Annotated in this window: 22 protein-coding genes and 2 pseudogenes; 7 read left to right on the top strand and 17 right to left on the bottom strand. The window is 66.2% G+C overall.

Going from position 1 to position 25,645, the window contains the following annotated elements:
* Positions 1-55 precede the first annotated feature (55 nt).
* Complete coding sequence (locus DYI37_RS18320; protein ID WP_116684728.1) at positions 56-850, top strand: COG4705 family protein; 795 nt, start codon at positions 56-58, stop codon at positions 848-850.
* 127 nt (positions 851-977) lie between these two features.
* Here DYI37_RS18320 and DYI37_RS18325 read toward each other — a convergent pair whose 3' ends face one another.
* Entirely contained in the window at positions 978-1,370 is a 393-nt protein-coding gene (locus DYI37_RS18325; protein WP_245413998.1) for a YkvA family protein, read from the bottom strand.
* A 284-nt stretch (positions 1,371-1,654) separates the two neighbouring features.
* On the opposite strand from DYI37_RS18325, the gene DYI37_RS18330 reads away from it, so the two are divergent.
* Positions 1,655-2,170: a cytochrome b gene (locus tag DYI37_RS18330; protein ID WP_116684729.1), complete on the top strand. Its 516-nt coding sequence runs from the start codon at positions 1,655-1,657 to the stop codon at positions 2,168-2,170.
* A 264-nt stretch (positions 2,171-2,434) separates the two neighbouring features.
* Positions 2,435-3,070, top strand: a complete 636-nt coding sequence (locus DYI37_RS18335; protein WP_116684730.1) for an undecaprenyl-diphosphatase — start codon at positions 2,435-2,437, stop codon at positions 3,068-3,070.
* A gap of 42 nt (positions 3,071-3,112) precedes the next feature.
* Here DYI37_RS18335 and DYI37_RS18340 read toward each other — a convergent pair whose 3' ends face one another.
* The 5 genes from DYI37_RS18340 to DYI37_RS18360 form a co-directional block, all read right to left on the bottom strand.
* Positions 3,113-4,588, bottom strand: coding sequence for a glycosyltransferase family 39 protein (locus DYI37_RS18340; protein ID WP_116684731.1), 1,476 nt, complete (start codon positions 4,586-4,588; stop codon positions 3,113-3,115).
* Positions 4,589-4,627: 39 nt separating this feature from the next.
* Positions 4,628-4,993, bottom strand: coding sequence for a lipid-A-disaccharide synthase N-terminal domain-containing protein (locus DYI37_RS18345; protein WP_116684732.1), 366 nt, complete (start codon positions 4,991-4,993; stop codon positions 4,628-4,630).
* The gene (locus DYI37_RS18350) at positions 4,990-5,787 is read right to left on the bottom strand and encodes a glycosyltransferase family 2 protein (RefSeq protein ID WP_245413999.1); all 798 of its coding nucleotides are present in this window, start codon (positions 5,785-5,787) and stop codon (positions 4,990-4,992) included. The genes DYI37_RS18345 and DYI37_RS18350 overlap by 4 nt, the downstream gene beginning before the upstream one ends.
* Positions 5,788-5,989: 202 nt before the next feature.
* Positions 5,990-8,299 (bottom strand): catalase/peroxidase HPI, encoded by a 2,310-nt coding sequence (gene katG, locus DYI37_RS18355; protein ID WP_116684734.1) that lies wholly within the window; start codon positions 8,297-8,299, stop codon positions 5,990-5,992.
* Between the two features lie 99 nt (positions 8,300-8,398).
* The gene (locus DYI37_RS18360) at positions 8,399-9,100 is read right to left on the bottom strand and encodes an MIP/aquaporin family protein (protein ID WP_116684735.1); all 702 of its coding nucleotides are present in this window, start codon (positions 9,098-9,100) and stop codon (positions 8,399-8,401) included.
* Between the two features lie 613 nt (positions 9,101-9,713).
* On the opposite strand from DYI37_RS18360, the pseudogene DYI37_RS18365 reads away from it, so the two are divergent.
* From DYI37_RS18365 to DYI37_RS18375, 3 genes and pseudogenes are all read left to right on the top strand, one after another.
* Positions 9,714-10,175 (top strand): annotated as a pseudogene (locus tag DYI37_RS18365) (DUF6962 family protein); the annotation flags it as partial.
* 136 nt (positions 10,176-10,311) lie between these two features.
* The gene (locus DYI37_RS18370; RefSeq protein WP_116684737.1) at positions 10,312-11,022 is read left to right on the top strand and encodes a response regulator transcription factor; all 711 of its coding nucleotides are present in this window, start codon (positions 10,312-10,314) and stop codon (positions 11,020-11,022) included.
* A complete protein-coding gene (locus tag DYI37_RS18375) occupies positions 11,019-12,416 on the top strand; it encodes a sensor histidine kinase (RefSeq protein WP_116684738.1) in 1,398 nt (465 codons plus the stop codon). Before DYI37_RS18370 ends, DYI37_RS18375 begins: the two co-directional genes overlap by 4 nt.
* A 172-nt stretch (positions 12,417-12,588) precedes the next feature.
* On the opposite strand, the gene DYI37_RS18380 is transcribed toward DYI37_RS18375, so the two are convergent.
* From DYI37_RS18380 to DYI37_RS18400, 5 genes are all read right to left on the bottom strand, one after another.
* Positions 12,589-12,981, bottom strand: a complete 393-nt coding sequence (locus DYI37_RS18380) for a type II toxin-antitoxin system VapC family toxin (protein ID WP_116684739.1) — start codon at positions 12,979-12,981, stop codon at positions 12,589-12,591.
* Positions 12,978-13,247: an AbrB/MazE/SpoVT family DNA-binding domain-containing protein gene (locus DYI37_RS18385; protein WP_147307947.1), complete on the bottom strand. Its 270-nt coding sequence runs from the start codon at positions 13,245-13,247 to the stop codon at positions 12,978-12,980. The genes DYI37_RS18380 and DYI37_RS18385 overlap by 4 nt, the downstream gene beginning before the upstream one ends.
* Positions 13,248-13,388: 141 nt before the next feature.
* Entirely contained in the window at positions 13,389-14,618 is a 1,230-nt protein-coding gene (locus tag DYI37_RS18390) for a GTP-binding protein (protein WP_116684741.1), read from the bottom strand.
* Positions 14,619-14,704: 86 nt separating this feature from the next.
* On the bottom strand, positions 14,705-15,394 hold the full coding sequence (locus DYI37_RS20485; protein ID WP_425365063.1) for a metal-binding protein ZinT: 690 nt from the start codon (positions 15,392-15,394) through the stop codon (positions 14,705-14,707).
* Between the two features lie 1,190 nt (positions 15,395-16,584).
* Positions 16,585-17,517 (bottom strand): metal ABC transporter solute-binding protein, Zn/Mn family, encoded by a 933-nt coding sequence (locus tag DYI37_RS18400; protein ID WP_116684743.1) that lies wholly within the window; start codon positions 17,515-17,517, stop codon positions 16,585-16,587.
* Positions 17,518-17,657: 140 nt separating this feature from the next.
* Here DYI37_RS18400 and DYI37_RS18405 point away from each other — a divergent pair, with 140 nt between their 5' ends.
* Complete coding sequence (locus DYI37_RS18405) at positions 17,658-17,945, top strand: hypothetical protein (RefSeq protein ID WP_116684744.1); 288 nt, start codon at positions 17,658-17,660, stop codon at positions 17,943-17,945.
* A gap of 243 nt (positions 17,946-18,188) precedes the next feature.
* Here DYI37_RS18405 and DYI37_RS18410 read toward each other — a convergent pair whose 3' ends face one another.
* The 6 genes and pseudogenes from DYI37_RS18410 to DYI37_RS18445 all read right to left on the bottom strand — a co-directional run.
* The gene (locus tag DYI37_RS18410) at positions 18,189-20,186 is read right to left on the bottom strand and encodes an iron ABC transporter permease (protein WP_116684745.1); all 1,998 of its coding nucleotides are present in this window, start codon (positions 20,184-20,186) and stop codon (positions 18,189-18,191) included.
* An 11-nt stretch (positions 20,187-20,197) separates the two neighbouring features.
* Positions 20,198-21,100 (bottom strand): ABC transporter substrate-binding protein, encoded by a 903-nt coding sequence (locus DYI37_RS18415; RefSeq protein ID WP_116684746.1) that lies wholly within the window; start codon positions 21,098-21,100, stop codon positions 20,198-20,200.
* A complete protein-coding gene (locus tag DYI37_RS18420) occupies positions 21,097-21,924 on the bottom strand; it encodes an ABC transporter ATP-binding protein (RefSeq protein ID WP_116684747.1) in 828 nt (275 codons plus the stop codon). Before DYI37_RS18420 ends, DYI37_RS18415 begins: the two co-directional genes overlap by 4 nt.
* A complete protein-coding gene (locus DYI37_RS18425) occupies positions 21,918-24,095 on the bottom strand; it encodes a TonB-dependent receptor (protein ID WP_116684748.1) in 2,178 nt (725 codons plus the stop codon). Before DYI37_RS18425 ends, DYI37_RS18420 begins: the two co-directional genes overlap by 7 nt.
* Positions 24,096-24,146: 51 nt before the next feature.
* A pseudogene (locus DYI37_RS20600) lies at positions 24,147-24,765 on the bottom strand (nitroreductase family protein).
* A gap of 675 nt (positions 24,766-25,440) precedes the next feature.
* A partial coding sequence (locus tag DYI37_RS18445; protein ID WP_147307948.1) for a transposase occupies positions 25,441-25,645 on the bottom strand: 205 nt, incomplete at its 5' end.

Genomic DNA, 25,645 nt, shown 5'->3' on the forward strand with positions numbered 1-25,645 from the left:
CGCCTAGACCCGGGGACGAGCCGCATGGAGCGGCAGCGTCCGAAGGAGCCCCGGAATGAATGCGAACCAATCGGCCCTGACCGAAACCCTCCTCTGCAAGGTCCCCCAGATCACACTCGCCTTCTGGGTGATCAAGATCATGGCGACGACGGTCGGGGAAACCGCCGCCGACTTTCTCATCTTCAATGTCGGCCTCGGCCTCGTCGTCACATCGCTCATCATGAGCGCTCTCCTCGTCGCGGTTCTCGCCTATCAGTTGAAGCTTCGCGAATATGTCGCGACGAGCTACTGGCTCGTCGTCGTGTTCGTCTCGATCGTCGGAACGCTCGTCTCCGACTACATGGTCGACGATCTCGGCATCAGCCTCGTCACCACCACGATCGCCTTCTCGATCGGCCTCGCCGTCACGTTCCTCGCCTGGTACGCCAGCGAGCGCACGCTCTCGATCCACTCGATCCTCACCCGCAAGCGCGAGCTCTTCTACTGGGCCGCGATCCTCTTCACCTTCGCGCTCGGAACCTCCGCCGGCGACCTGATCGCGGAGCGCCTCGGCCTTGGCTACGGCGTCTCGGCACTGATCTTCGGCGCGCTCATCGCCTGCGTCTACGGTGCCTACAGGCTTGGCGGCGGCGCGGTCGCGACCTTCTGGGTCGCCTACATCCTGACCCGCCCCTTCGGCGCCTCGATGGGCGATCTCCTGTCGCAGCCGGCGAACCACGGCGGCCTCGGGCTCGGAACGACCGGCACCAGCGTTCTCTTCCTCGTCACCATCGCCGGCCTCGTCGCCTACCTGACCGTGACGAAGCGGGACAAGATCGAGGATCGGCCTGCCGCCGGCGCGGGGGCTTGAGCCCGGGCACGCACCGGTTCCAAGGCCATGTCGAACATCGGGGCGTCCCAGACGTGGACGCCCTGCAAGCGCGGGAGAAAGAGGGTTCGAGACCGCATGGCGTTCATTGATATCGGCGCTGGGTTCGTCATCCGGCGGTGAACAACCGGCTCCAGGTGACATGAAGGACCAGAGCGAGCCCCGACATCCAGATCGCGACGACGAGAACGAGACCCAGCCGGCTCTTCGGCCGTCGTCCGATGGCTTCCGCCTGTCGTCGCAGTCTCGAGATCTGTGTCTTAGGGATCAGCCGGAGAGCCAGCCAGATGCCTGCGGGAACGAGAACGAGATCGTCGAGAAGCCCGAGGACCGGAATGACGTCCGGGATCAGATCGATGGGTGACAGGGCATAGGCCGCCGTCAGGAAGGCGACCAACCGGGCGGCCAGGGGCGTGTCTGGATCACGAGCCGCCAGCCACAGGGCGACGACATCCCGCTTCAGCCGCTTCGCCGCGACCTTCAGCCGATCGGCGAGATTCAAGATGCGTTTCCGCAAGATCAAGAAGCCACAACCTGCCGTCCCGGGCCCCTGTTCCGATCCCGCGTCGATCCGGTCCGGGTTCGGGACGCTGGCGAAGGCAAACCCGGGCGGTGTCCTTCTCGCGCCCGGGCCGGAGAGCATGGCCGCCGGGTGATCCATCGAGCCGTGAGCATCCGGCGAGAAATGGCGAGGATTACGAAACCGTATAATCGCGGCAAGGCGGGCGCCGATGTCGGGGGCGCAGAAGGAGTGCGGATCAACTCTGCCCGATCGGACCCTCTGTCATGTCACTCGATAACAGCCGCACCCACTGGACCCGCCTCAACGTCTTCCTCCACTGGACGATCGTCGTCCTGATCATCGGCCAGTGGATCGAAGGCGAATTCATGGTCGACTTCTGGGACGGAACGCTGGAGGGCCACGCGCTCGACCAGCTCACGGTCGTCCTCGGATACACCCATATCGTGCTCGGCACCCTCGTCCTCGTCGCGGCGGCGGTTCGTCTTCTCGACCGGTTCGTCAACGGACGCCCGCCCCATGCCGAAGGCGAGCCGACATGGGCTTTGACGCTGTCGAAGGTCACCCATGTGCTGCTCTACGCCGTGCTGCTCGTCATGCCGGCCCTCGGCCTTGCCGCATGGTTCACCGGCAACGACGATCTCGCCGGCTACCACACCCTTCTCTGGAACCCGTTGCTGGCCCTGATCGGCCTCCACATCCTCGGCGCGCTCGCCCAGCACTTCTGGTTCAAGACCGGCGCGCTCAAGCGCATGCTGCCCGGCATCCGTCACGCATCCTGACGCGCCGTCCGCCATCCCCTGAAGGTTCGGCTCGCCCCCGCAGGTGCCCGCAGGCACCGGGGGGCGAGCCGAAGCGTCGAAGAAAGATCGCAGGGCCGCGGCGCGCCCGGCCGCATGCGATCGTTCGCGTCTCGCCCGTCGGCGCCCGCCGCAAACGATGCGAACGTCATCGCCGAGTTTTAAGACGGCTATCGATCCGCATCGGTCCGAAGACGCGGCCGCGAGCCTCGTCCGCGATCGTCGGGCATCTGTCGAGAGGATGTCATGCCCACCCAGTTCGATCTGTCCCTCTTCGCCGCCATTCATGGTTTCGCCGCCGAGACCTTGGCGCCGTTCGAGATCGGGGCGGCGGACTGGCTCGTCGCGCTCGTTCCCCTCGTCCTCGCAGCGCTCTGGATTTGCGGCAGGGACGGCGACCGGAGAGCGGGGATCACGGCGACGCTCGCCGCAGGCTTAGCGCTGGCCGTGTCCGGCCTGGTCTCGTTCCTTGTCTTCGAACCGAGGCCCTTCATGATCGGGCTCGCGGCAAACGTCCTCGACCATGCCGCCGACAGTTCGTTCCCGAGCGACCATGTGGCCGTCATGGCAGCGGTGACCGCGAGCCTCGCCTTTGCCGGGCGCTTCCGGGTCGCCTGGATCCTGGCGGTGGCGAGCGGTCTCGTCGGCGTCTCGCGGATCGCTCTCGGCGTGCATTTCCCGACGGATATCGTCGCCGGCGCATCGATCGGCATTTGTGCCTCCGCGTTTCTGCGATCCGCTTCGCTGAGACCGTTCGTCGCCTTCGTCGTTCGCGTCGCAGAAACTTTGTCGGCGAGAACGGGGCTCGACCGGGTCCTGCCGCCGGACGTTACCCCTGGATCGTCCCGCAAGGACCGGCCGATCCGGCGCAACATGCCCTGACGACGGGCACCCGGTCCCGAACAAGCCTCCTTGGCCGCGCTGTCAGCGCCGATCGCCGGCCCCGGCAGAGCGCATGACGATCATCTTCCGGCTTCCGCGATAGGGCTGTTCGAAGACGATCTCTGCCTTAACATCGAGCGGCGGCGAGCCGATCAGGACGAGGCCTCCATCGGGATGTTCGGCGAGCCAGCGCGAGGCTTCGCCCGGATCAATCTCGGCGAAGGGGGTCGTGCGCCGGGCCAGGAAGTTGAGTTCGCCGTGGTGACTGCCGACGATCGCCATCGGCACATCCTCTCCGAGATCCGCCACGAAGGCGGCCAGCGGCTGGATGTCGTAGCGCGACAGGAGGGGAGAGAAGGCCGCCTGTCCGGCAACCGTCACGGCGAGGATGACGAGCGTCAGGCCGCGGATCGGTCCAAGGACGACGGTCTCGAAGGCTCTGGCCGTGAGAATGACGGCGGCCGGAAGAACCGGCAGAAGGTAGTGGGGCTGCTTTCCGGTGATGAGGCTGAAGATCAGGACGGCCGCGACGATCCAGAAGACGAGAAATCGCAAGGACCGTTCGCTCGCGAGCGCGGCTCGAAACCGCCGCCAGGTCTGTCGCCGGAAGAGGGGATGGGCTTGCCAGAACGGGATCGTCAGAAGCCAGGGGAGCGCTGCCACCGGCAGGAGGACGAGATAGAACCAGAACGGCCTTGCATGGCTTGCCTCGATGGTGCCCGTCACGCGGCCTGCCGCCTGATCCCAGACCAGCCTTTGCAGAAGCTCGCCATTGGTCGCGATCGCAAGCGGCACCAGCCAGCAGGAGATGATCAGGAGCGACAGCCCGAGGGCCAGGAGGACGCGCGATGCGAGGCGTCTCGACGAGAGACCGCGTTCGGTGCGCAGGAAGAGCGCCGCGCTGATCGCCGCGAGAAGAGCATAGAGGATCGCGACGGGGCCCTTGGCGAGAAGCCCGAGGCCGAGAGCGAGACCGGCAAGGATGGCGCCGGCGCGCGTCGACAGTCTCGTATCGATCAGCGCAAGGGTCGCCGCAAGGACGAGGGCCGTCGTCAGGAGATCGAAGAGGATCAGCCCGGCATAGACGACGAAGGCGATATTGCCCGCCATCAGCCATCCGACGCGGCGGCACAGCATCGGCCGGTCCGCGAAGAGGCGGCGTGAGAGCCGGTCCGTCAGGAAGATCACCAGCGCCGAGATGCCGGCGATCGGGACGAGCGCGCTCCACCGCGAAACGCCGAAGAGGGACCAGGACAGATCGATCAGCCAGAAGAGGAGCGGGGGCTTTTCCGCGTAGAGATCGAAATTCAGGGTCGGAACGATGAAGTTCCCGCGCACCATCATCTCCCAGGCGACCGAGAGATATCGTGTCTCGTCGGGAGGCAGCAGGGGGCGCATGGCCGCCGAGGCGAAGACGAAGACGACGATCGCCACCATGGGCCAGAACGGGCCGGCGAGGAGGGTCCTCCATCCGCCCACGGCCCCGTCGCGACCGTCCTCGATCCGGGTATCGTTCATGGAACGGGCCTCTCCTGCCGTGCGATGCGGTCTCGGGTTTCAGCCGAAGCTGCGATCGGACTTGCCCGCGACGGGCAAGGAGGGGACTTCGGGTATCATGGCGGCCTCTTTGCGCTCCTTGCGGATGAGCACCATGTTGCGCGCGTAGATGAACAGCCCCGTCAGCTGGCCGATGATGAAGACCGGGTCCATGCGATGGATGGCGTAGAGAAGAAGCAGCGAGCCGCCTGCCAGGGAGAACGTCCAGAACGCGACGGGAACGACGCTCTTGCGAGCGCGCTCCGAGGCGATCCACTGGATGGCGAACCGTCCCGTGAACATCGCCTGCGCGACGAAGCCCAGCACGATCCATCCGTTGAACTGCTGAACGAAGGTCTCGTGGATGAAATCTGCGATCGCGCTCATCGTGGCTCTGTTTCCAGTCGATCGGAACGGACGGCCGTCGCATGCACCGGCTCGAGGACGATCTCCTCGAGCATGGGGTTCTTCGCACAGCGTCTGATCAGCCACCAGACCCCGAAGAGATCGAGGACGCCGCGCCGCGCCCGATCGAACACCCCGTAATTGGACACGCCCATCCCGCGCGGACGATCCGCGACATCCACATGGACGATCGTGAACCCTTCCCGCAGGACGAGCGCCGGAAGGTAGCGGTGCCAGCCGTCGAAATAGGGAAGTCTGCGAAACACCTCGATGGGCGCGACCTTGAGACCGCAGCCGGTATCCCGCGTATCGTCCTTCAGGACGGCGCGGCGCAGGCCGTTGGCGAGGCGCGACGAGACCTGCTTGACGAACGTGTCGGTGCGCCCCGTGCGTTGGCCGGCGGCAAGCCCGCACGCCTCGCCCGCGGCCTCCAGGGCCTCGACCAGCGCCGGCAGGAAGGCCGGATCGTTCTGGCCGTCGCCGTCGATGGTCGCGATCACGTCGCCGCGCGCTGCGGCCACGCCCGAGCGCACCGCCCGGCTCTGGCCGCATGCCCTGTCGTGTCTGAGGTGACGCACCGGGCATCGGCGCTTGGCGAGATCGGCAAGAAGGCTTCCCGTTCCGTCGCCTGAGCCGTCGTCGACGACGATGATCTCGAAATCCCGATGGCGAAGGGCGGCCTCGATCTCGGGAATGAGGGTCTCCAGATTGCCCGCCTCGTTGCGAGCCGGAATGACGACGGAGATCAGGTGGAAAGAATGCGGGGTCGGCGGCAAGTCTTCACCGTGCAGGCTGGATCTGGAACGAGGGGACATCATCGGTGGCGTGATACCTTGCGGTGCGGAACCCGTCATATCCGACGGTGCGGGGGGAGGGTATTCCACCAAAGCGTGTGCCCGCCATTTTTGCTCGTGGCGCATATCGGCTGGTGTTTTCCAAGTAAAGGAAAGGGCGGCCCGGGGACCGCCCTCCCGTTCGTCAGGCGGCCTTTTTCAGCGAGGGGATGGTGTCGTATCGGTCGAGCATCATCACCTTGTTCCAGGCGGCGACGAAGTCCTTGACGAGGCGTTCGTGGCCGTCGGACGCGCCGTAGACTTCGGCGATCTGGCGCAGCTGGGCGTTCGAGCCGAAGATCAGGTCGCAGCGGGTCGCCGTGAACTTCACCTCGTCCGACTTGAAGTCGTTGAGCGTGAAGGACATGCCGTCCGCATCGGCCTTCTTCCAGGTGTAGTCCGGCGAGGTCAGGTTGACGAAGAAGTCGTTCGTCAGGACGCCCGGACGATCCGTGAAGACGCCGTGCCTGGAGCCGTCCCAGTTCGTGTCGAGGACACGCAGCCCGCCGACGAGGGCCGTCCATTCGGGCGCCGTCAGCGAAAGCAGCATCGCCCGGTCGAGGAAGAGCTGCTCGGGCGGCACGTTGTAGACGATGTCCTCGCGGTGATAGTTGCGGAAGCCGTCCGAAACCGGCTCCAGCCACTCGAAGAACTCGACATTCGTGAGCTCCTGCGTCGTGTCCATGCGGCCCGGGGTGAACGGCACCTTCACGTCGACGCCGGCATCCTTCGCGGCCTTCTCGACGGCCGCGCAGCCGGCGAGAACGACGATGTCGGCAAGCGAGATCCTCTTGCCGCCCGACTGGGCTGCGTTGAACTCGTCGGCGATCAGGCGCAGCGCCGCCAGCACCTTGTCGGTGCGCTCGGGATCGTTGACCTGCCAGCCATTCTGCGGCTCGAGCGCGATGCGGCCGCCGTTCGCCCCGCCCCGCTTGTCGGAATCGCGATAGGTGGAGGCCGAGCTCCAGGCCACGAAGACGAGATCGGAGACCGTGAGGCCGCAATCGAGGATCTTCGCCTTCAGCTGCCCGATATCGGCATCGTTCACCACCTCGTGGTCGAGGTCGGGGATCGGGTCCTGCCAGTCGAGATCCTCGGCCGGAACCTCGGGCCCGAGATAGCGGACCTTCGGGCCCATGTCGCGATGGACGAGCTTGAACCAGGCGCGTGAGAAGGCGTCGGTGAAGGCGTCGAAGTCGTTCAGGAACTTCTCGCAGATCTTGCGGTATTCCGGATCGGTGATCAGCGCGATGTCCGACGTCATCATCATCAGGGGATGCATCTCGTCGGTATGGGCGTCTGGCGTCTTCGGCGCGTTCGGGTCCTTCGGCTGCCACTGGAGGGCACCGGCCGGAGATTTGGTCTTTTCCCACTCGAACTTGAAGAGGTTGGTGAGGTAGTCGTTGTCCCACTTGGTCGGGTTCGGCGTCCACGAGCCCTCGATGCCGTTGGTCATCGTGTACTGGGCAAAGCCCGAGCCGTTGGGATTGTGCCAGCCCATGCCCATCGCCTCGATCGGCGCGCCTTCGGGGGCGGGTCCGATCTTGTCGGGCGAGGTCATGCCGTGGGACTTGCCGAAGGCGTGGCCGCCCGCGATGAGCGCCACCGTCTCCTCGTCGTTCATCGCCATGCGCGAGAACGTCGTGCGGATATCGCGGGCCGAATCCATCGGATCGCCGTTGCCGTTCGGGCCTTCCGGATCGACATAGATCAGCGCCTGATGGGAGGCCGCGAGCGGGTTTTCGAGATCGTAGTGATCGTCCTTGGGCTCGCCTTCCCAGCGCAGGGTGCGGGTCACCATCTGGTTGGGATGGCCCTCGAGCGGACCGGGCGCGGTCTCGCTCGGCTTCTTGCCGTTCCAGCCTTCAGGCCCCCAATAGGTGGCGCGGTCGGCCTCCCAGGCATCGATGCGGCCGCCGCCGAAGCCGAAGGTGGGGAAACCCATGATTTCCAGCGAGCAGTTGCCGGCGAGGATATAGAGATCGGCCCAGGAGAGGGCGGCGCCGTATTTCTGCTTGATCGGCCAGAGCAGGCGGCGCGACTTGTCGGTGTTGCCGTTGTCCCACCACGAATTGATCGGCGCGAAGCGCTGCATGCCCTTGGCCGCACCGCCGCGCCCGTCGGCCCGCCGGTAGGTTCCGGCCGAATGCCAGGCCATGCGGATCATCTGCGGGCCGTAATTGCCGTAGTCGGACGGCCACCAGTCGACCGAGGAGGTGAGGAAGGCCTTGATGTCGGCCTTCACCTCGTCGAGGTTCAGCGTCTTGAACGCCTCGGCATAGTCGAAGCTCTTGCCGAGCGGGTTCGCCTCGACCGGGTCCTGATGCAGAAGCTCCACCTTCAGCCGGTTCGGCCACCAGTGGTCGAGCTGCGGCTCCGATCCCGTCGCACCCCCGATACGCGTGCCGCCGAACGGGCACTCGCCGCGGTTCGAAATGTCTGGTCTCACATTCATGATACCTGTCCTTGTCTTGTCTTGATCTGTCGTTGCCGGGGGACCCGGGCGCCCGGATCGATATCGGGGGCGCCCGGGACGATATCGGGGGCTTGGGCGTCAGAACGCCGCCTGTCTCTCGTCGACCTCGGGATGTGTCTCGTCACCGATCCGGCGGGCATAGACGACCCGGTAGAGGATCGCGGCGACGATCGCGCCGAGGATCTGGACGATGGAATAGGCGAGAACCTGCGTGTAGACGCCCGTTCCGATCGCCGGTCCGAGCGTGCGGGCCGGGTTGAGCGAGGCGCCGGTGACGGGACCGAACGCCATGATGCAGAAGGCCACCGTCATGCCGATGGCGAAGGGCGCGAAATTGCCGGCGGTCCCGCGCAGCGCCGTGTTGAGAACGGCCGTCATCAGGAAGAAGGTGCCGATGAATTCCAGGAACAGCCCGCCCGCGATCGAGGTCATGTCGGTATTGATCATGGTCATGCCGAGATGGTTCGGCGCGTTCGCGCCATAGACGGCGGCAAGGACGAGGCCGCCGACGATGCCGCCCGCGATCTGCGCGAGAAAGACCGGCACGGCCGCCGACAACCGGCCTTCGCCGGCCACCACGACGCCGATGGTGAGGGCCGGGTTCACGTAGGAATTGCTCTCGTTGCCGAACGCATAGGCGAAGACCATGATGACGAAGCCATGGGCAAGGCCGATCGCCACCCAGTTGTTCGGATCCACGGCGACGACCGCCCCGGCGCCGATGAAGATGAGGGCGAATGTGCCGATGAACTCGGCGATGAGTGCTTTTGTCAGATGCATGGATCCGTCCCTAACGGTCGCGGGCAGACGACCTCCGCCCTCTTTGCCGATGGGTAACCCGGTGCGACAGGGCGCGATCCGTAAATTCGGTTTCATAGTATGAACCGCCGTTCATGACCGGCTGGATCCGCCTTCGGGGCGGCTGCGGGCAGCATGGTGCCCCTCTCCCGACACATCGCCGCGAAGGGCCTCCATCCGCATGGCGTGCCTTGCCGTCCAGCCTCGATGCCCGGCGTCCGAGGGTCCCGAAAGCCGGCCCGTCTTTCCGTTCGGTGTCCGGCCCGCGGCCCTTCATGAACTCCGGTTCATTCTGTGAAACCGACTTTAACCGCCACCGGCGGAGGCGAACGCATCCATTCCACCCTGGAACGGTTCTCATCTGCGACGAGGCGGGACGCCGAAGTGGAAGGACGATCGTCCGCAGGTCGGGGCAACCGATCCGGGCGCGCTCCTCCGTCGGGCTCCTCACGCCGGAAACGAGATCTCCAACCCCGCGCGCCGCGATCCCATGACGGAAGGCGCCGCGAGGGCGGGAGCGAGCGAGGGCCAGAGGATGGCGAGCCAGAACAGCACTTTCGGCATCGAGACGGGCCCCGCCGGCTCGCAGACGCGCCAGCAATTCGTCCGCACCTATGTCCAGCCCTCCCTCGCCGGCCTCATCGACGGGTCCGTCTCGACACTCGCGCCGATCTTCGCGACGGCCTTCGCCACCCAGGAGCCTGGCCAGGCGTTCCGTGTCGGCCTCGCCGCCTCCCTCGGCGCGGGCATTTCGATGGCCGTCACGGAAATCGCCTCGGACGACGGCGAGATCTCGGGTCGCGGTTCGCCGACGATCCGGGGCATCGCGACGGGTCTTGCAACGACGGTCGGCGGCCTCGGACACGCGCTTCCCTACCTGATCCCCGATTTCTGGCTCGCGACCTGGATCGCCTTCTCGGTCGTCGCGGTGGAACTCTTCGTCATCGCGGCGGTCCAGCACCGCTTCATGAAGACGTCCTGGCGCCGGTCGCTGATCCAGATCGTCGTCGGTGGCGTGGTCGTCCTCGCCGTCGGCCTCCTCGTCGGCATCGGCTGAGGGATCGTCGATCATCGGCCTCGGGACCTTCATGGCGCCGTTTGCCGCGTCCTTCGATCAGGTCCCGCCGCCTTGCGGACCGGTGCCCTTTGATCGAAGACGGTTTGCTGCAGAGAGAAGGAAGGAGGGGCCGGGCATGACGGACCATGCGGGACCAAATCCGCCATCCGACACGAGACGGGTCGCCCTGTGCGAGGACGACGACGAGATGGCGGCCGAGATCCGGAGGCTCCTCGACGAGGCAGGCTTCGCCGTCCGGCGTTTTGCGACGGGCGAGGCGCTTCTCGGTGCGGCGCGGTCCGGCTTTGCCGACGTCCTGGTGCTCGATCGCCGCCTGCCGGACTGGGAGGGGCTGGAAGTCCTTGCCGAACTGAAACGGCGCGGCGTTTCCCTGCCGACGCTGATCCTGAGCGCCCTGTCCGATCTCAACGAGCGCGTGCGCGGTCTTCGCGCGGGCGGCGACGACTATCTGTGCAAGCCGTTCGAGCCGATCGAACTCGTCGCCCGGCTGGAGGCGCTCCTGCGCCGGCCATCGGGGTCCGGCGAAACGCAGCTGAGGCAGGGCTCCCTCGTCCTCGACCTCGTCGCCAAGAAGGCCTGGCGCGGCGAGCGCGAGCTCGAGCTTCTCTCGCGCGAGTTCGAGGTTCTCGCCTATCTCCTGCGCAGCGAAGGCTCGGTGGTCACCCGCGCGATGCTGCTGCGCGACGTCTGGCACTACAATTTCGAGCCGAAGAGCAATGTGGTCGACGTCCATATGGGCCGGCTGCGGCGCAAGCTCGATACCGAGACGGACATGCCGATGATTTCGAGCGTACGCGGGAGAGGCTATCGCCTGTCGGTGCGATGACCCCGTTCCACAAGGACGTGCGCCATCGAACGGTGATCCGGTGGAGCGCCGGTCTCGCGGCTCTTCTGATGCTGCAGATGGCGGTTCTGGCCGGTCTCGTCGCGCTCTTCCTCAGCGTCGCGCAATCGCGCGAGATCGAGACGGAGCTCGGCGATTTCTGCGAGGTGTTCTCCTCGATCCCGCCGGACCGCCGCGCCCACGAACTGGAGGAATCGATCAGGGCCGATATCCATCGTCAGCGCATCGTGCTGCTGGAAGACGCAGGCGGAAGGCCGCTCGCCGGAAACGCCGCCGCCATTCCGGCGGCGCTCGAGCCGGATCGTCCCGCAAGGGAGGTTTCGGTCCTGCGCTCCGATCCGGTGCCGACGGTGGAAACACGGGTCGTCGGCCGTCTCTGCGGTCTTCTCGGCGGTCAGCGCCTGTTCGTCGGTCTCGACCGCGGACAGAACGCCGAGACGGTCCAGCTGGTGGAGAAGGCGTTTCTTCTCGCTCTTATTCCCGCATCGATCTTCGCCCTGCTCGGGGGGCTGATCATCGGCGACAGGGCCGTCCAGCGTCTCGACGCGGTCCGGCGCCTCAGCGAACGGATCATCGCCGGCGACCTGAAGAAGCGGCTTCCCGTCGCGCGCAAGCCCGACGTTCTCGGGGCGCTGAACATTCACATCAACACGATGCTCGACCGCATCGAGATGCTGATGGTGGAGCTGCGCGGACTGGGCGACGACATCGCCCACCAGTTGAAGACGCCGCTCACCCGTCTGAAGACCAAGCTCGACCGGGTCGTGGCGAATGCGGAGAAGGGCGAGGTCCCGCTTGCCGCAGCCGAGGACGCCCTTGCCGAGTGCCGGAACGCCATGTCGATCGTCTCCAGCCTCCTGCGGATCCGCGAACTCGACGACCGCCAGAAGCGAGCCCTCTTCGCCCCGCTTCGTCTCGATGGGATCGTTGCGGACGTGCACGAACTGTTCGCCCCCTTCGCCGACGAACGCGGCGCCTCGCTCGCGCTGAAGGCGACGCCGATCGCGGTGATGGGAGACCGGGACCTCCTGATGGAGGCGCTCGCCAACCTCGTCGAGAACGCACTGAAGTTCGGACCGCACGGCGCGGCGATCGAGATCGCCCTCGTCGCGGTGGAGGGAGGGGCCGAACTCGAAGTCTCGGACGGCGGAACGGGCTTTGCGCCAGGCGAGATCGACCAGATCGGCCAGCGCTTCTTCCGGGGGCGCGAGGCCGAGGGCATCGAGGGCGTCGGGCTCGGCCTCGCGCTCGTTCATGCCGTGGCGCGCCTGCACGGCTTCACCTTGAGCAGCCGCCTCGCCTCGGCGGGCGGCCGTCACGCCATGGTCCTGTCGATCCCGCAAGGCGAGATCCTCGAAACCCCGCCCGAAGACTGATCCGGCCGGAAGCCGGGGAACACTTCCGTGAAGCCGGGCTTCCCGGCTCTCGGGGGCATCGCAGGGTATCGCGAGGCGTTGCCCATCCTGTCCGCATCCGGCCCGGGCCATGAACCCTTTGGAACGGCGAGGAGAACGGTTCCGTCGTCCCGATTGCCGGCGACGCGACGATCTAGCGGATGACGATCACTTCGACGCCGATGGTCTCGGCGAGGTTCGACCAGATCCGGTCGGCGGTGACCGCCGGCATGTCGAGCATTTGTGCAAGGGCAAGGCAGCTGCGATCGCCGAGGCTGAGGCCGAAGGGCTTCGTCCACTCGACCAGTTCGGCGGCCCGCTCGGCGAGCTCCCAGGTCAGGTCGCGTCCTTCCAGATTGAGAGAGCGAACGGCGAGACGCGCGTCTTGCGGCGCCATGCCCTTCGAGGCGAGGCTTGCGATAAGTTCCTGCACGTTGACGGTGGAGACGATCGCGCGATCCTCGAGCATCGACGCGACCCTGTCGGCTCCCGTCTCGTCCCGAAGGAAGGCCATGATCGCGGAGGTGTCGAGCACCATGCCCGTCATGATCCACCATCCGCTTCGCGCAACGCTTCCCTGCGCCGTTCCTCGATCAGATCACCCACCAGGTCGACATCGGCGGGGATCGATTGCCGAACGAGGTCCTGAGCCCGCCTGAGGGAACGCCGCAGCGTCGTCACCTCGACCTCGCCATTCTCCTTCTCGATGAACACGATCTTCCCCCCGCCATCGAGTTCGAGCTTGGATCTGAGGGCCGAGGGAAGGTTCATCCGCCCGTTCTTCGCCACGGGCACGATGTGTCGATCAAGCATGAGGATCAATCCTGGTGGCAGCGATCAAATCAGGGATTGCCCAGAGATAATGCCTCCTTCCGGAATTGGGAAGAGAAATGCCGACGAGACCTGATACGCGATTTTCTACCCGCTAAAAACCGGCCCGATCGCCGAGAGCGCTCATGCGGCGTCGCGGCTTTGGGTCCATGCGGGGAACGGGTCCGTCAGGTGCGAAAGCTCTTCGAGATCATCGAGGCTTTCGGCGGGCGCGAGGCAGGCGTCGAGCCTTGCCTTCAGCGCCGGCCAATCGATCCCGATGCCGATGAAGACGAGTTCCTGGCGCCGGTCGCCGAAGGGCTCCGCCCAGCGCTCGGCGAGATAGGCATTGGCCTGCGGGTTGTCCGGCCGCCGCTCCTTCGGGACGGACGCCCACCAGACGCCGAGGGGCGTCACGCTCGACAGGGCGCCGGCGAGCGAGAATTCGGCGACGATGTTCGGGCGGGTCGCCACCCAGAAGTGGCCCTTGGCCCGGACGACGCCCGGCAACGGGTCCTTGAACAGATCGTGGATCTTCTGCGGATCAAAGGGTCTGCGGGCCCGGTAGACGAAGGAGGCGACGCCGTATTCCTCGCTTTCGGGAACATGGCTTGCGTATCCGTAGAGTTCCTTCGCCCACATCGGATGCTCATGCGCCTTCCCGAAGTCGAAGAGGCCGGTGTCGAGGATATCGTCTGCTTCGACCTCGGAGTAGTTCGCCTCGATGATCCGGGCATCGGCGTTCAGGCTGCGAACGATCTTGCGGGCGGCGTCCAACTGGTCCGGGGTCGCATCGGACACCTTGTTGAGGACGACGACATCGGCGAACTCGATCTGCTCGACGAGAAGCTGGACGATGGTTCGCTCGTCGCCTTCGCCGGTGGTCTCGCCGCGATCGGAGAGGAAGTCGTGGCTCGAATAGTCGTTGAGGAGGTTTACGGTGTCGACGACCGTGACCATGGTATCGAGGCGGGCGACGTCCGAAAGGCTGCGCCCCTCTTCGTCGCGGAACTCGAAGGTCGTCGCGACGGGAAGCGGCTCGGAAATGCCGGTGGATTCGATCAGGAGATAGTCGAACCTTCCCTCGCTCGCGAGCCTGCGCACCTCGTTCAGAAGGTCCTCGCGCAGCGTGCAGCAGATGCAGCCGTTCGACATCTCGACCAGCGTCTCGTCGGTCTGGGAGAGGTTCGCCCCACCCGCGCGAACGAGATCGGCGTCGATGTTGACCTCGGACATGTCGTTGACGATCACGGCGACGCGCTTGCCCTCGCGATTGTTGAGGACGCGGTTCAGGAGCGTCGTCTTGCCGGCGCCGAGAAAGCCGGACAGGACGGTGACGGGCAGACGATCGGACGGGCGCGTGGTCTGGCTCATGGCGAACCCTCGATTTGACGGTAACGGGAATGGATCGGGGCCGCCCGGCGCAGTTTCGCCGGACGGCCGCAGAAACCTTGGAACGATCAGTGCGCCAGCATCTCGCTGACGATCTCGTCGGGTTTCAGCGAGGAGGGGTAGTAGGTCGGCCAGTTGGTCAGCTCCTCGAGGAGCTTTGCCCGATCGTCACCCCAATAGAGGTGATAGTGGCTGGCCTTGGCCGGGAAGATGCCGTGGTCGGCGAACTGAAGGAACTGCGGCGCCTCGGCGTCTCCCTCGCCCTTCTCGAAGATGAAGCGGACGCCGCGATTGCCCTTCTCGTAGGTCAGGATCTCGTAGCCGTCATAGCTGTACTGGGCCGTCAGCGGCTTTCCGTCCCTGTAGAAGGTGACGGTGTCGCCCTCGATGGTGATGCGCTCGACATCGGTGCGGTAGCCGGTCGTGTAGTAGTCCTTGTACTCCTCGGCCGTCATCTCGCCGGCTTCGGCCTTGTGCTCCCAGACCGGATCGAGCGTGCCGTCCTGAAGATACGGGTAGACCGACTGCCAGTCGCCGGCATAGTCCGCCAGGGGCCGGTCCTTGATCTGGCTGTCCTCGAAATAGCCCTTGTAGATCTGCGGGTCGCCATGGCTGTGGGCGTGGGCGGAATGGTCATGCCCGGAATGGTCGTGACCCTCGCCCTCGTGAACCATGCCGCTGCCGCCGACGACCGCGATGTTGTAGGGCATGCCGCCGACTTCGATCGTCCCGGTTTCCTCGAGCGTCTCCTTGGCGATGCGGCGCACCAGGCCGGCCTTCGGATCGCTCATGGCGATCTCGTCGCCGGCCATTGCGAGGCGCGGTCGCGGATCGTTCCAGTCTCCGTCCATGGAATAGGGCTCGGTGACCTTGGCGCTGTCCGTCACCTCGGTCTTCAGGACGTCGAGCTTGTGCAGCGTGCCGTCCTCGGTGAGCACGTAGCCGAAGCGGGCATTGGCCGGATCGAGCGCGAAATCGATGCGCCGGAAGGGCAGTTCGACATAGCGGAAATGCGGCTCGTCGACGGGATCGACGACGACCAGACCCTTGGCGCCGTAATTGCCGAGGAACACCTGCATGCTCTTCGAGCCGATCAGCGTGCCGGTGGTTTCGCCGGCGGGCAGGTCGGACGGATATTCGAGCATCGCAAATTCCGGCCCGTTGCTGCCGGCCTTCACCGTCAGGATGCCTTCCTTGCAGCCGGTGGCGAGATAGGCGCCGGAAAAGGCCTCGCCGTGGATGGCGGTGCAGGTCTCGACCTCGCCGGTCGGCGTGCCGTCCGCAGCGACCGGCTGCAGGCCGACGCGTTCCGGCGCCTTGTCGCCTTCGACCGGAGCGTCCGACGCGACGCTCGTCACCCAGCCGGTGCCGATCGGGGCGACATAGCCGTGATGGGCGCGGGCCTGAGGCATGCGCACCGTTTCGACTTCGCCTTCGGACAGGTCGTGGGCGTCGACGATCTCGGCATAGCCGCCGCGGTCGAAATTGATCACCACCTTGCCGGCATGGTCGATGAGATGGAAGGGGCGCGGGCCGGTGAGGGTCTCGCCGAGCGCTTCCGGCTCCTCGATGTCGATGTCGGAGTGATCGCCATGGGACTGAAGCGAGATACCGCTGTCGATGAAGTTCACCTGATCACCGTCGGACTGGACCGCGACGACGGCCGCTCCTTCACCGACGCCGTAGAGCTTGCTCTGTCCCTTGGTCTCGAAGGTCCAGCGATTGTCCGGCTTATCGAGATCGAAGGCGGTGATCTTCGGGTCGGCATGATCGCCGACGAAGACGCGGTAGAGGGTGACGCTCTCATGGTCGTCATGGGTCGTCTCCTCTGCGAGCGCATGGCCCGACAGGATGAGGGCGAGGGCAGTGGTCGAGGCGATGGATCGCAACATTCCCGGTTCCTTGTGGTTGATGGGAGGTGAGGGGGAGAGGACGCGCGAGGCGTCTCTCAGTCGGAAGACAGGGCGGAGGTGATGAGCCGCAGATTGTGGTGCATCATCGAGAGGTAGTCGGAGGCCGGGCCGTCCGGCTCGGACAGGGCGTCGGAGTAGAGCGTTCCGGCGAGTTCGGTGCCGGCTTCCGAGGCGATCTGCTCGACCAGCCGGGAGTCCGCGATGTTCTCGGCAAAGACGGCGGCGGTCCGCGCCTCCTGCATCTGCCAGATGAGACCGGCCACGTCGGCGGCGGACGCTTCGGCTTCGGTCGAGATGCCCTGGGGCGACAGGAAGCGTATGCCGTACTCGCCTTCGAAGTAACCGAAGGCATCATGGCCGACCACGACCGTGCGGCTGTCCTTGGGAAGGGCTTCGACGGCGGTTCGGACCTTTGTGTCGAGCGCGGTCAGCTCGGCGAGGTAATCGCCGGCATTGGCCGCATAGGTCTCGCACCCCTCTGGATCTGCCTCGCAGAAGGCATCACGGATGTTCGAAACATAAATCTTCGCATTGGCCACGGATTGCCAGGCATGGGCATTCACCCCTCCGGCATGGAAGATCGCCTCGCCGTCGACGAAGTGATAATGCCCGCCGCCCGCCTCCTCGCGCGGTTCGATACCATCGGTCAGGCGCACGATTGCAGCTTCGGTGCCGCTGGCGGCGATCAGCCGGTCCAGGAAGCCTTCGAGGCCGAAACCGTTCGTCAGAACCACGTCGGCCGCCGCGAGGGCCCGGGCGTCTGCGGGTTTGGGGGCGTAGACATGGGCATCGCCGTTGCGGCCGACGAGTGTCGTCAGATCGAGCCGATCGCCGCCGACCTTTTCGGCGAAATCCCCGATGATCGAGAAGGTCGCCACCGCGTTCAGTTCGGCGGCCGAGGCTTGGGAGAAGGTCGCGGCCGTGAGCGCCAGGACGCTCGCGGCGGCGAGGGTGTTCGGCTTGAGCATGAGGTCTTCGTTCGTCTCGAATCTATGCGGTCGGGTGCATGGAGAAGCCGGCGGAACCGGCCGTTCTTGACGGCTCACTATGTTATGTTATTACGGTTCGCAAGAAAAATGTTATAACATAACAAATTTGCGAGACCCGAATGGCGAACGAGGAGGCGAGGGCATTGGAGGAGAGGCAGGGGCTGCGGCCCGGTCGCAACCAGCAACTCGTCTACGACGCCCTGGTGAAGTCCGGCAGACCCATGCGCGCCTACGAACTGCTGAAGCTCCTGCACGCCGACGGCATCCGCTCGCCGCTCCAGGTCTACCGCGCGCTGGACAAGCTCGTGCGCGAGGGCAAGGCGCGCAGGATCGAGACCCTTCGCGCCTTCGCGGTCTGCGGGCAGTCCGGCCAGGATGGCCAGGTCGCGGTCACGATCTGCACTTGATGTGGCGAGACCGGTGCGATCGAGGATGCGGGGCTGAAACGAAAGCTCGCGGACCTGTCGCGCGGCAGCGGCTTTCTGGCGGAGACGGCGACCGTCGAGCTCGCCGGTCTCTGTCTGGGATGCCGGAAAGGCGGGGCGTGAGGTTGGTCCCGGCCCGGCCGAAATCCACACGCCATGTCTTTCCGCCCTTCGACGCGCCGGCAGTTCCGCTCCATCGTCCGGTCGGGCCTGACCGATGGCGGCTCAGCCCCGGCGCAGGACGAGAAGGATGAAGGGCGCGCCGAGGATCGCGGTCATGATGCCGACGGGAATCTCGATCGGGGCCAGAAGGCTGCGGCCGATGAGGTCCGCGACGATCATGACGGCGGCGCCGATGCCCATCGCGGGCCCCATCAGCTCGCGGAAGGAGCCCGGCCGCACGAGCCGCGCGGCATGGGGCGCCATCAGGCCGATAAAGGCGACCGGACCGAAGACGGCGGCGACGAGGCTCGCCGCGAGCGCACCGAGCGCAAGAAGCGCAAGTTCGCTGCGCAGAACGGCGAGACCGAGCGAGGCCGCCTTGGTGCGGCCGAAAGCGAGGATGTCGGCCTGGCCGAGACACAGAATGGCGAGAGGCGAAACCAATGCCAGACCGGCGCCGAGCGTCAGGATGTCCCCACGGTCCGCCCCATAGGTCGAGCCGGCCAGCCAGGTCGCCAGACCGCTTGCCTGGAATCCCGCGCCGATCACCAGCATCGAGGTCACGGAGGCGGCGAGCGCGGCAAGGCCGAGGGCCATCAGAGCCAGCGTGGAGGGCGACAGGCGGAGGCCGAGAAGCGCCACGAGAAGCGCGATGCCGAGCCCGCCTGCAAGAGCTGCCGCCTGGACGGTGAGGAACCCCGCGCCGGGAAGAAGGACCATCGCGGCGACGGCGAGAAGGCCGGCGCCCTGGGTCACGCCCAGAAGATCGGGGCTTGCGAGCGGGTTGCGGACGACGCCCTGAAGAAGCAGGCCGGAGAGTGCCAGCAGCGCTCCGGCAAGGCCCGAGCCGACGACCCGCCAGGCCCGCATTTCGAGGACGGCGGCGAGCGGCCCGTTCGCTCCATCGGCAAGCGCCGCGATCGCGGCCGGGCCGATCCAGCGATTGCCGGCCATGAGACCTGCGGCGAGAGCGAGGAGGAGGAGAGGCACCAGCCACGCCGCCGTCGCCCATGACCCCGTCCACGACCCCACCCGGCCCGGCTTGCGATGGCGGCCGGAGAATTCACGCGCCGGCCCGACCGCCTCCTGCGCCAGACGGCGCGCGAGGACGATGAGGAACGGCGCGCCGATGATCGCCGTCGGGACCCCCACGGGAAGTTCCACGAGGGTGCTCGAGAACCAGAGAACGACGAGATCGGCGCCGAGCGTCAGGCTCGCGCCGGTGAGAGCTGCGAGCGGCAGGATCACGCCATGGCGCGTGACGCCCAGAAGGCGCACGAGATTGGGCGCCACGAGGCCGACGAAGACGACGGGCCCGGCAAGCGTGACGGCGAGTGCCGACAACCAGGTGCCGAGAAACAAAACGCTTGCCCGCACGAGAGCGAGATTCTGCCCCAGCGCCCGGGCGGCATCCTCGCCGAGCGCCATGATGTCGAGCGCGCGGGCAAGGAGAGCGGCCATGGCGAGGGCCGGCAGAAGCCCCGCGGCGACGCCGAGTGGCGTGATCCATCCCGACTGGACGAGGCTTCCCCCACCCCACAGATGAAGGCCCGCGCCGGTCGTCTCGTCGAGAAGGGCGAGCGCCGAGGCGCCGGCACCGGCCATCAGCGAGACCGCCATCCCGGACAAGGCGACGCGGACCGGGCTCGCGCGCGATCCCCCCGAGACCAGATAGGTGAGGGCGCCCGCCGCAAGTCCCCCCGAAAGAGCGGCAAGGGGGATCGGAACGATCGCGGCGAGGCCCGGCAGGAGGGCGGCGGCGGATACGAAGAGCTGCGCCCCGGCCGTGACGCCGAGAATGCCGGGCGAAGCGAGCGGGTTGCGCGTCGCGGCCTGGAAGAGCGTTCCGGCCACCGCGAGGCAGGCGCCCAGAAGCAAGGCCGCCAGCGTTCGCGGCAGGCGCAGATAATGGAGAAGCATCTCGGCGGGATGATCGGGCGAGGGCGCGAGGAGGCCGCGCAGGAGGTCGAACGCTCCGGCATCGATACCGTGCAGGGCGTGGAGGGGGAGGAGGAGCAGCGTCGCGGCGACGAGCCCGCCGATGCCGAACCGTCGGACCATCGGCGCGGCTGTCACGGAAGGAGCATCCCGGACACGGTGCGGGTGAAGGAGAGTGCGGCGGGCAGGCCGCCGAACGGCCAGACGAGGTCGCTCATCACATGGAACCGCCCGGCCGCGACGAAGGGCATTGCCGGCCAGAGCGGATTGCGTTCAAGGCGCGTATAGCTGTTGTCGGTGCCGACCGCCACGGCGAGAACGTGAACCTTTCCGAGAGACAAGAGGCGTTCCGGGCCGACCGTGGTGAAGCCGAACCCCTCGGACGGGCCGTCCCAGGCCGGTTTCAACCCGAGCCGTTCCAGGAGCCGGCAGGGCAGCGAGGACGGCGTGAACAGGCGGACGGCGTTCACGCCGTTCGGGAACTGGGCAAAGACGACGGGCGCGTCGCGCAGGCCCTTCGCCGCGATGTCCCGCGCCATGCCGTCGATCTCGCGGTCGAATGCGTGGATGGACCGGGCGGCTTCCGTCTCCCGGTCGAGATGGCGGGCGAGATCGGTCAGCTCGCCCAGCATCAGGGCGAGCTGGTCGTCGTCGCTTCGGCCCGTCTGCGTATAGGCAAAGAGGATGGTCTCGGCGATCGCCGCCAGCTGGGGCCGGATGCGCTCGTGACGGAAGACGACCCCGAGAATGAGATCCGGCCTTGCCGCGATCACCGCTTCGATCGAAGGCTCCTGCCGCCGGCCCATGTCGAGCGTTCCGGCCATGCGAAGCGCCTCGCTGTCGCTGGAGGCCTGTTCGGCATAGGCGTTGAGGTCCGCGATGCCGACGGGCACGAGGCCCAGCGAACGGGCATGGTCGGCATAGCGCCATTCCAGGGCGACGATGCGCGGCGTGGCTGCGGCGGCCCTGGCGCGCTGCCCGATAAGGGGCAGGGCCCCGGCGCTCGCCAGGAAGCGTCGGCGTGTCCATTGCGTCATGGCGCGCCTCGCTGGTCGCAGAAGGGAGCCGGAAATCGGGCCGGGACGCTGATCGGTCGCCCGCTCGCGGGATGCGGCAGGCGCAGGATCTCGACGCCGAAGACGCTTGCCACGAGCTCAGGGGTCAATGTCTCGTCCGGCGCACCGCTCGCAACGCACCGCCCGTCCGCCATGACGACGACCCCATCGCTGTAGGCGGCGGCCTGGTTGAGATCGTGCAGCACCCAGCAGACCGTCAATCCGCGCTCCCGGTTCAAACGGCGCACGAGATCCAAGATCTGGAGCTGGAAGCGCAGGTCGAGATAGGTCGTCGGTTCGTCCAGCATCAGGATGGCGGTTTCCTGCGCGAGCGCCATAGCGATCAGCGCCCGCTGGCGCTCGCCGCCGGAAAGGTTTCCCACCGGGCGTTCCGCCAAGGGTTCGAGATCCGTGGCCTCGAGCGCCGCTGCGATCGCCGTCCGGTCCGCATCGCTTTCCCGTCGCCAGGCCGAGCGGTGGGGATAGCGGCCGCAGGCCACGAGATCACGCACCCGCAGGGCGGGGGGCGTCTGCATGTTCTGCGGCAGAAAGGCAATGCGCCGTCCCATCTCGCGGCCGCTGAACGTCTCCGCAGGCTGTCCCTCCAGCCGGAGCGTGCCGGCATTCGGCCGCTCCAGGCGAGCGAGGAGACGCATCAGGGTGCTTTTACCGGAGCCATTGGGTCCGAGAAGCGCCAGAATGCGTCCTTTCGTCAGACGGCAGTCGACGCCTTGGAGGATGGTCCGGCCACCGGCGGAAAAGCCGAGGCCGGACGCTTCCAGCGCAATCTCACCGCCGCCTACCATTGGATGTCGTAGGCCACCTTGAAGGTCGTACCCGGCGATTTGATATGGCTCGTATTGCTGGAATTGCGCAGGAGCTGGCCGTAGACGTTGTAATAATCGGCGTTGAAGAGGTTCTGAACGCCGAGCGACAGATCGCCCTTCGCGAGCTTGAACCTCGACGACAGATCGAAGACGGCGAAGTCCTCGACTTTCCGTCCGCCGAATGCGACGCCATCCTCGAATGCGTCGTCGCGTGTGCCGCTATAAAGACCGTCGAGGCGCAGCGACCACCAGTCGCTCGGGCTGTATTCTACATAGCCCGTCACCTTGACCGGGGGGATGCGGAAGCCGTTGAGCGCGATACGGCGGCCGTCGGAGGCGGTTCGATGGCCCTCCGTATAGGTGAAGCTGCCCCCGGCCGTCCAAGTCTCGTTGAAGATGTAGGAGGCGGAGACCTCGACGCCCTTGATCTCCTCGGGGTCGCGATCCTGAATCAGGATGAAGTCCACCGTGCGCAGGGCGCCCAGCTCGGACTCGCTGTAGAAGAAGGCCGCGCTGCCGGAAAAGTCACCGAGCGAGGCGCGCAGTCCGACTTCGTAATTGTCATATTGCAGCGGCTCGATATTGCTGCCTGAGAAGCGGAAGCCGCGCGGCGCCTGACGAAGCTGCAGGCCGACATCGGAGAGATCGTAGGATTGCGAATAGTCGGCAAAGAGGCTGACGCCGTCGACGAATTCGTAATTGGCGCCGATATTGTAGAGCTGTGTCGAGAAATCGAGCGATCCGCCGGTGATGGGATCGCCGACGATCGTCGTATAGGAGTCCACATCGATCCCCGCCCATTGCTGGCGCACGCCGCCGCGCACCGTCAGGCGGTCGACCGGCATGACCTCGAGCTGGGCGAAGAGCGACTGCTGGTCGATATCGAAGGGCGGCGTCCAGTTGACGGTGCGGATGCGTCGGAAGTCCCGGCCGAAGCTGCGGTCGAAGGCGGGACCTTCGAAGCTGTCGGCCGGGCCGACATTGCTTTCGAACTGGAAATCGGCGCCCCACAAGAGGCTGATGGGTATGGCTTCGACGATATCGATGGGCGTCGTGACGACGGCGCTGCCGCCATAGACGTCGCTTTCGAAATAGGATTGCAGGATCGCCGCGCGATTTCGGATCGCGCGTGCGTCCGAGGGATAGAAACGCGATTCCGCGCGCCGGGCATAGAGCTGGGCGTTGAGATCGCTGCCGAAGAGATCAGCATTGCTGTAGTCGAGCGTGCCCTGAATATTGCGCAAGGCGCCTTGTTCATCGAGTTCCAGGCCTTCCAGCGCGCGCGCCGGGACGGTTCCGGGAGGCTGGCGCGCGACCCGGATGTCCGAGGCGTAGTCGCTGTCCTGGGAGAGATCCTTGAAGATGATGGAGGCGCCGAGGCTCTGATCCCCGAAATGGTGCCGAACGCGTCCGAAGAGACTGCCGGAAAAGGTGTCGAAGAGATCGCCTTGGCTGGGCTCGGGTGCGATGCGTCTGCCGTCCGCGTCGAAGGAGCCGCGATGCAGGTCGCCGGCGGCGGCAAAGGCATAGTCGGTGTCGCCGAAACTGCCTTGCGCGGTCTGCGAGAGGCGGCCGGACAGGCTCTCTTCGCTCAAATGGCTGAGGCTGCCACCGCCCTCGACGCGCGTTCTGAAGCGGCGCTCGCCGCCGCCCTGGAGCGTCGTGATATAGATGATGCCACCGGTCGCGCCATTGCCGTAGAGCGCCGATCCGCCATGGACGACCTCGATCGACTCGATCGCCGAGATATCGACGTTGAAGAGGTCACGGGAGGTGTCGCGGTTCAGCCTCTGGGGGACACCGTCGATGACGACGAGAGCGCTGCGCCCGCGAAGGCCCTGGCCGAAGGTCGTGAAGGCGCCGGTCGCGATGCCGAAGCCGGGAACGACCTTGCCGAGAAGCTGTGGCAGATTGTCGTTCGTCGCCTGCAGCTTCTCGATCTCGCTGCGTTCGATCACCGTCACGTTGCGCGTGAGGCTTTCCGGCGCCGTTCCCAGCCGCTCCGCGTTGACGACGACGTCATCGAGAACGATCGAGCCGGCGAATGCATCGTTGTCCTGTGCGAGTGCCGACGACGCCGATGCGATGAAAAGGAGACTGGCGGCCGACGTCAGTCGCAGTTTTAAACTTTCACGTGCGTGTCGGGTCATGGTTCTCTTTCCTTGACGGGGAGCGTTGCGAGGGGATTGCGGCTGGTCGGCTCAGCCGATCCAGTCGGTGACGATGCGATCGATGATGGGGCGTGGCCGCTCCGCCGGGCGCTTGAGAGGCGTGCCGATGGGAAACAGGCCGATGACGCTTTCGCCGGGCGCCAGTCCGAGAACCGCATGGGCCTCCGGCGCATAGGCCGGCCATCCGGTCAGCCAGATCGAGCCGAAACCGCGAGCGGTGGCCGCGTGCAGAAGGGTCGTGGCGACGGCGGCGGCGGCCAGAACCTGTTCCCGCTCGATGATGGTCGCCGCCGGATCGGGACAGGAAACGAGAAAGACGACCACCGGTGGGCCGATCAGCCAGCTGCGCAGCTTCGATGTCATGGGATGATTCCCGATCGTCTTCGGATGCCGTGTGAGCGGCGCACAACCGCTCACAGAGGGTTTCGGCTTGGCGGGCCTCGACGACGACGAAACGCCAAGGAACGATCATGCCGTGATCGGGCACGCGCGAGGCCGCGGACAGGATTTCGACGAGTTCCGGTCGGGACGGGCCGGGCGCCGCCAGGAGCGCCGGAGGAACGGACCGCCGCGTCGTCAGGGCGTGCCATGCCGATGGAGCGCTCGATATCGCCGTCTCGTTCCCGGCATGGGCTGGGGTCATCGTCATACCCTCGCGGTTCAGGATGGGTCCGATCCCTAGCGCCACATTGTGGACACAGTCAATAAACTGGACAAAAATAGTCAAGTTTAATAAGCCGCTGTTATGGAAGGGTGCGACCTCGGCGTCGGCGCCCCCTGCGCATGGCCGGTTGATCGGGAGTTGCAACCATGGGGGACGGGCAAAGCGGCCGGTCCCGTTCGAACGGCTCGCATCAGCGTGGCCGAGCCTGCTCCATGGTTCCGGGCTGCGAGGCGGGACGATCGACGACAACCCCCGACCGAGCCGCCGCGGCCGAACGGATCATCCGCGCGCCCGGCGGCATGACCTGCCGGTCGACGAATGGGTGAACGCGATCGGCCCTCGTCAGGAGGACGATGGAACGCACTCGCTTCGCAGGACGCAGGTATCCATCATCGACAAGGCGCGCGCCGACCTTCGAGCCGTTCGGATCCTCCCCGGTCGAATGGTGATCGAGAGCACCGTCCGATAGCGCGACACCGACGCCGAGGATGCTCCGACCCTCGCTGAAAGGACGGAGTGACAGGTTCGACCTCATAACCGCGCAACGGCTGCTTTCGGGACATCGAGGCGGCCGGTTCGGTGACGATGTCGGGTGGGAAGCTGCCATTTGCGAAACTGTAAGCCGACAGCACCTTAGGTCCTGTTGACATAGTCTTTCAATCATAGCCGTGCTGCGGCGATGTTGAGGAAGGCGAGGAACGAGAGGCGGGTCTTGTCGTAGCGGGTCGCGATCCGCCTTGCCTGCTTCAGCCGATTGAACATGCGTTCGATCCGGTTGCGGTCGCGGTAGGCCGTCCGGTCGTGCTTGGCTGGGTTCTTGCGGTTCGCTCTCGCCGGAATGACCGGCAGAACGCCTTTCAGCAGA

Origin of the sequence: Fulvimarina endophytica, from assembly GCF_003403015.1 — a bacterium.
Classification (GTDB): domain Bacteria; phylum Pseudomonadota; class Alphaproteobacteria; order Rhizobiales; family Rhizobiaceae; genus Fulvimarina; species Fulvimarina endophytica.